This is a genomic window from Polaromonas sp. P1_E1_2 (assembly GCF_056406035.1).
Map to the genome: position 1 here is coordinate 1 of NZ_JBFUAZ010000259.1, position 5505 is coordinate 5505.

Sequence of the window (5505 nt, forward strand, 5' to 3'; positions counted from 1 at the left end):
GGCGGCAACTACAGGTTCACGGAGCCCGACAAATACCTGATGGTGGGCGGCAAGCGCTATGGCGTGCCGTTCGAGCTCAGCAACTACGTGCTGCTGTACAACCCGGCCTTGCTCAAGGGCGGCAAGCCGCCGGCGAACTTCGACGAATTTCTGGCCAGCGCCAAGGCGGCCACCGGCAACGGTGTCTATGGCTACGCGTACCGCGCCACCATGGCTGAGGGCAACGGCTTCTGGCAGGACCTGTGCAACTTCGTCYACGGCTTCGGTGGCCGCTGGAGCGACGCGAAAGGCAATCTGACCCTGAACGATCCCAAGGTGGTTGAGGGCGTCGCCGCCTACAAGAAGATCTACGACGCCGGCGTGATTCCCAAGGGGGCGGACGCCGCAACCTACCGTCGTATGTTCTGGGAGCGCAAGGTGGCGATGGAGGTCGACAACGGCGGTGTGGCCGGCATCTTCAGCCAGCAGGCACCCGAATTGGCGTTCGCCGCCGCGCCGTCGCCATTCCCGACGCGGGCCCAGGGCATGGTGTTGACGGCGCTGACCATCAATGCCAACACCAAGCACAAAGCAGCGGCCGAAGCCTTTATCAAGTGGACCTTGCAGCCCGAGAATCAGAAGGACTTGCAGGAATTGCTGGGTGCGAGCAATGTGGCCACGGTGATTGAGCGCAGCCCGGAGATGATGGCCAAGCGGCCCTGGCTAAAGGTCTATGACGACCAGGCCGTGAACAGCGTGCCGCAGCTGGTGCAGGGCCTGGAGGTCAAGACGCCGGAGATCCAGCAGATCGTGCTGGAGCAGGTGCTCAAGGTGCTGCAAGGTGGCATGGACCCCAAGAAGGCGATGGACGACGCCCAGCGTACGGCCTTGTCGCGCGTACTGCGCAAGTAAGCCAGCCCACCGCAGACCTTTCCCATGCATGCTGCAACATCTCCGGCCGGCGCCGCGCCGCCACCGAGGACAAAGCGCGACTGGACGCCCTACTGGTTCGCCGCACCGGTAGCCTTGTATCTGCTGCTGTTCCAGGGTTATCCCCTGGTGCAGGAGTTCTATCTGAGCTTCACGTCTACCGCGCTGCTGTCTCCTGGCCGGCATRCCTATGTCGGGCTGCGGAACTACATCGATCTGGTAACGCAGGAGGAGTTCCGCCAGGTTTTTCTGATCACCGCCATCTACACCGTGGTGTGCGTGGTGGTGGCGATTGGCCTGGGCCTGGGGGCCGCTCTGCTGCTTAACGCGCCGTTCCGCGGGCGGGGGCTGGCGCGGGCGCTGGTGACGATTCCGTGGGCCGCACCGCCAGTGGCCGTGGCGCTGATCTTCATCTGGATCTACAACGGTCAGTACGGCATCTTCAACCATCTGCTGGGCGCGCTCGGCGGGCCGGTCAGCCTGGAGAGCTGGCTCGACAGTCCGGCGTTGGCCTTGCCCGCGGTGTTGCTGACGACCATCTGGCAGATCTTCCCGTTCGCCTCGGTCGTCATCCTGGCCGCCTTGCAGGGGGTGTCCTCGGAACTGCGCGAGGCCGCGGTGATTGACGGCGCGGACCGGCTGAGCGTGTTTCGCGCCGTAGTCTGGCCGACCATCCAGCCTTCGGTGGCGCTGCTCGCGCTGTTCCTGACCATCTGGTCCCTGCGCCGCTTCGACCTGATCTGGCTCATGACCCAGGGCGGCCCGATCGGTTCGACCAACACCATGGTGATCGAGCTGTACCGCCGGGCCTTTGTGTACCGCGATCTGGGTCAGGGCGCCGCCGTCGGCATGGTGGGCCTGTCGATTGCGCTGCTCATCACCATCGTCTATTTCCGTTACACACAGCGCGTCGAGCGCGCCAAGGGGCAGCGATGAGCCGCACGCTGTCCTGGAGCCACGCGCTGCGCATGATCTTGGTGCTGGCGCTGCTGGGCGTGGCCGCGTTCCCGATTTACTGGATGCTGGTGACCTCGCTGACCTCGTCGCCGGACCTGTTTGCACCCAAGCCGCACCTGCTGCCCGACTGGTCGCAAGCGGCGATCTACGGCCACGCCTTCAGCGCCACCGCCGTCGCCACCTGGCTGAAGAACAGCGCCATCGTCGCCTTCGGCACGGCCGCGCTCAGCATCGTACTGGCCATTTTTCCGGCCTATGTGCTGTCGCGCTACCGCATGCGGGCGGTCGCCATCCTGGGGGTGGCGCTGTTCGTTACGCAGATGCTGCCCGAAGCCATGCTGGTCGTGCCTTTGTACGCGATCTTTGGCCAGTTGGGTTTGCTGAACAGCCTGACCGGCCTGATCCTGGCCAACACGGCATTCACGGTGCCGGTGATCACGCTGATCCTCAAGGGGGCGGTCGACGGCGTGCCCATCGATATCGAGGAAGCCGCCGGCATCGACGGCTGCTCGCGCCTGGGCATTGTGCTGACCATGGTGCTGCCGCTGGTGGCGCCCAGCCTGGCCGCCGCTGCCGTGATCGCCTTCTTCCATGGCTGGAACGAATACGTGTTCGCCCAGACCCTGATCAGTGACCAGGGGCTACAGACCGCCTCGGTCGGCCTGGCCGGCTTCGTGGGCGAGCTGAACACGCCCATGCATACCGTGATGGCCATCGGGCTGATGTACACCCTGCCCGCCGTCATCTTCTATCTTTTCGTGCAGCGCTACGTCGTCTCCGGCATGACCGCCGGCAGCGTCAAGGGCTAAGGACATTCACCATGGCATCCATCTCCCTCAAGGGCGTCACCAAGATCTTCGGCGGAAAAAAGGCCGCGAATCAGATCACATTCGACGTCGCCGACCGCGAATTCGTCGTGTTGCTCGGCCCTTCGGGCTGCGGCAAGTCCACCCTGCTGCGCATGCTGGCCGGCCTCGAGCAGGTCACGAGCGGCGAAGTCCACGTCGGTGCGCGCCGTGTCGATACCTTGCCGCCCAGCGCCCGCGACATGGCCTTTGTGTTCCAGTCGTATGCGCTGTACCCGCACATGACAGTGCGGCGCAACATCACCTTCCCGCTGATCATGCGCGAGCACCGCTGGTGGTTTCATCTGCCCCTCATTGGAGGCATCGCCAAGCGGCGCATCGAGCAGACGCCGGCGGTGCGCGACCTGGTCGACCGCACGGCCAAGACACTGGCGCTCACTGAAATGCTCGACCGCTACCCACGCACGCTGTCGGGCGGCCAGCGCCAGCGCGTGGCGCTGGGCCGGGCCATGGTGCGCCAGCCCGATGTGTTCCTGATGGACGAGCCGCTGTCCAATCTCGACGCCAAGCTGCGCACCTCAATGCGCGCCGAAATCATCAAGCTGCACCGTGAAGTCGGGGGCACCTTCGTCTACGTGACACACGACCAGATCGAGGCGATGACCATGGGCACCCGCATCGCGCTGATGCGCGACGGCGAGGTGCAGCAGTTCGGCACGCCGCGCGAGATCTACACCGATCCGGCGAACACCTTTGTGGCCCGCTTCATCGGCACACCGCCCATGAACCTGATCGAGGCGCGCATCGAGCCGCGCGGTCTGATCATCGGCAAGACGGTGCTGCCCCTGCCCGAGCATCTGGCGGCGCTGGGGCAACACGCACCACGCGATGTGCTGCTCGGCATCCGTCCGCAGGCGCTGGGCCTGGGCAACGGCGTGCTGGCGGGCCAGGTGGCCCTGGTCGAGCACGTGGGAGCCGAGTCCATCGTCAGCATCAAGCTCGACCATGCCAACACCGCCCACAGCGAGGACGGCCAGAGCGGCGACGACGTGATGGTCGTGGTCCAAGGCTACAGCGATCTGCGCACCGGCCAGCCCGTGCAGTTGTCGCTAGACCTCGGCGAGGCCGTGCTGTTCGAGCGCGACGGCCAGCGCATCCGCGTGCCGGCGCTGCAATGACGATGACGATTCCTTTACCCAGGACACCACGACAGCTCATGAAAACTATCAAGATCGTATTCCACGGCGAGAACGCCGCTAATTTTCGCCAGGGTTTCGAGGCCCTGGTCGACCCACGGCACCAGATCATCGATCTGAGCGACACGCTGGCCGGCCCCGGCGAGCGCGAACACTACGAGAGCGCTGACGTCATCGTCGGCATCAAGCTGAACCGTGAGATGCCGGTACCGAGGCAAGCAGGCCTGTTCCACGCGCCTTCTGCAGGCACGGATGCCATCGACACGGCGCTGCTGCCGCACGGCACCGTGCTGTGCAACTGCTTCGGCCACGAGCACGCCATCGCCGAATACGTGATGGCCGCCTTGCTGCAGCGCCATGTGCCGCTGGCGCAGGCCGATGCCGATCTGCGCCAGCGGCGCTGGACCTACTGGGCCGGCCGACCGACGGCACTGCGCAGCGAATTGGGCGCCCAGACGCTGGGCCTGCTCGGCTTCGGCCATATCTCCCAGGCCATCCTGGCACGGGCCAAGGCCTTTGGCATGCGGGTCACGGTGGCCAACCGCAGCCCCATCCACGATGAGCGCGTAGACCAGGCCTTTACCCTGGACCAGCTACCCGCTTTTATGGCATCGGCCGACGCCATCGTGGTCTCGCTGCCCTTGACGGCACAGACCACCGGTATCGTCGGGGCCGAGGCCTTCGCCGCCATGCGGCCCGACGCCCTGATCCTGAACGTCGGGCGCGGCCCGGTGATCGACGAGCAGGCGCTATACGACGCCCTGGCCCAGCGCCGCATCGGCGGCGCCATCATCGACACCTGGTACAGCTATCCGACGCCCGACCAAGCCGAGTGCACGCCGTCGCGCCTGGATTTCGCGTCGCTGCCGAATCTGCTCATGACCCCGCACATGTCGGGCTGGACCTCGGGCACCGTGCGCCGGCGCCAGGAGACCATGGCCGACAACATTCAGCGTTGGCTGGACGGCCGGCCACTGAACAACGTGCTCTGGCCTAAGTCATGAACGCGCATTCCTCTCCAACCCTGCCCACGGCCGCGCAAGAAGTCGTAGCCGCTCTGGTCGCGGCGCGCCGTTTCGGCCAAACGGCCCCGACCGAGCCCTTGCGGGCCGCGCTGAGCACCGACGACGAGGCCTATGCCGTCCAGGACGCCGTGGCCCAGGCGCTCGGCTGGTTTGCCGATGGCGGGCCGCGCTACTGGAAGTCGGGCGGGGCGTCCCGCGACTCCGTGCTCAGCCATGCGGCCCTGCCGTCTGCAGGCGTGCGGGTGGCTGGAGAGTCGCTGGCAGATTTTTCCTTCCATACCCCCGCTGTGGAAGCAGAGATCGTGTTGCGCCTTGCAGAAGATGTGACGCCCGAGCGCGCACAGCGCCTGGGTCACGCCGATGGTCCTGCCCTGGTGAATGCAATGGCCGTCGCCATCGAGATCGCAGATTCGCGCTGGGATGAAGGGCTGCAGGCACCGGCCGCCTTGCGGCTGGCCGACCAGGGCTCGCATGGCGCGCTGATTCTGGGCGAATGGAAGCCCTGGCGGGCGCACGACTGGGCTAGTCAGCGCTGCGAAGTTCGCTTCGGCGGGGCTCCGATCATCGCCAACACGGGCGCCTATTCCTTGGGCGATCCACTGTGGTTGATGC

General features: G+C 65.8%; 6 protein-coding genes. All 6 read left to right on the forward strand.

Features of this window, described 5'->3' with window-relative positions:
• The coding region (locus AC1D1P_RS13030) for an extracellular solute-binding protein (RefSeq protein WP_477673273.1) at positions 1-891 on the forward strand (891 nt) is incomplete at its 5' end.
• A 24-nt stretch (positions 892-915) separates the two neighbouring features.
• Positions 916-1845, forward strand: coding sequence for a carbohydrate ABC transporter permease (locus AC1D1P_RS13035; protein WP_477673274.1), 930 nt, complete (start codon positions 916-918; stop codon positions 1843-1845).
• The gene (locus tag AC1D1P_RS13040) at positions 1842-2675 is read left to right on the forward strand and encodes a carbohydrate ABC transporter permease (RefSeq protein ID WP_477673275.1); all 834 of its coding nucleotides are present in this window, start codon (positions 1842-1844) and stop codon (positions 2673-2675) included. The genes AC1D1P_RS13035 and AC1D1P_RS13040 overlap by 4 nt, the downstream gene beginning before the upstream one ends.
• Before the next feature lie 11 nt (positions 2676-2686).
• Complete coding sequence (locus tag AC1D1P_RS13045) at positions 2687-3850, forward strand: ABC transporter ATP-binding protein (RefSeq protein WP_477673276.1); 1164 nt, start codon at positions 2687-2689, stop codon at positions 3848-3850.
• 38 nt (positions 3851-3888) lie between these two features.
• A complete protein-coding gene (locus tag AC1D1P_RS13050) occupies positions 3889-4872 on the forward strand; it encodes a 2-hydroxyacid dehydrogenase (RefSeq protein WP_477673277.1) in 984 nt (327 codons plus the stop codon).
• Positions 4869-5505: 2-keto-4-pentenoate hydratase (locus AC1D1P_RS13055; protein ID WP_477673278.1), on the forward strand; the 637-nt coding region annotated here is incomplete at its 3' end. The genes AC1D1P_RS13050 and AC1D1P_RS13055, both read left to right, overlap by 4 nt.

Coding starts and splice junctions, on each gene's coding strand:
- AC1D1P_RS13040 (WP_477673275.1), top strand. CDS start 1,842: ATGAGCCGCACGCTGTCCTGGAGCCACGCGCTGCGCATGATCTTGGTG.
- AC1D1P_RS13045 (WP_477673276.1), top strand. CDS start 2,687: ATGGCATCCATCTCCCTCAAGGGCGTCACCAAGATCTTCGGCGGAAAA.
- AC1D1P_RS13050 (WP_477673277.1), top strand. CDS start 3,889: ATGAAAACTATCAAGATCGTATTCCACGGCGAGAACGCCGCTAATTTT.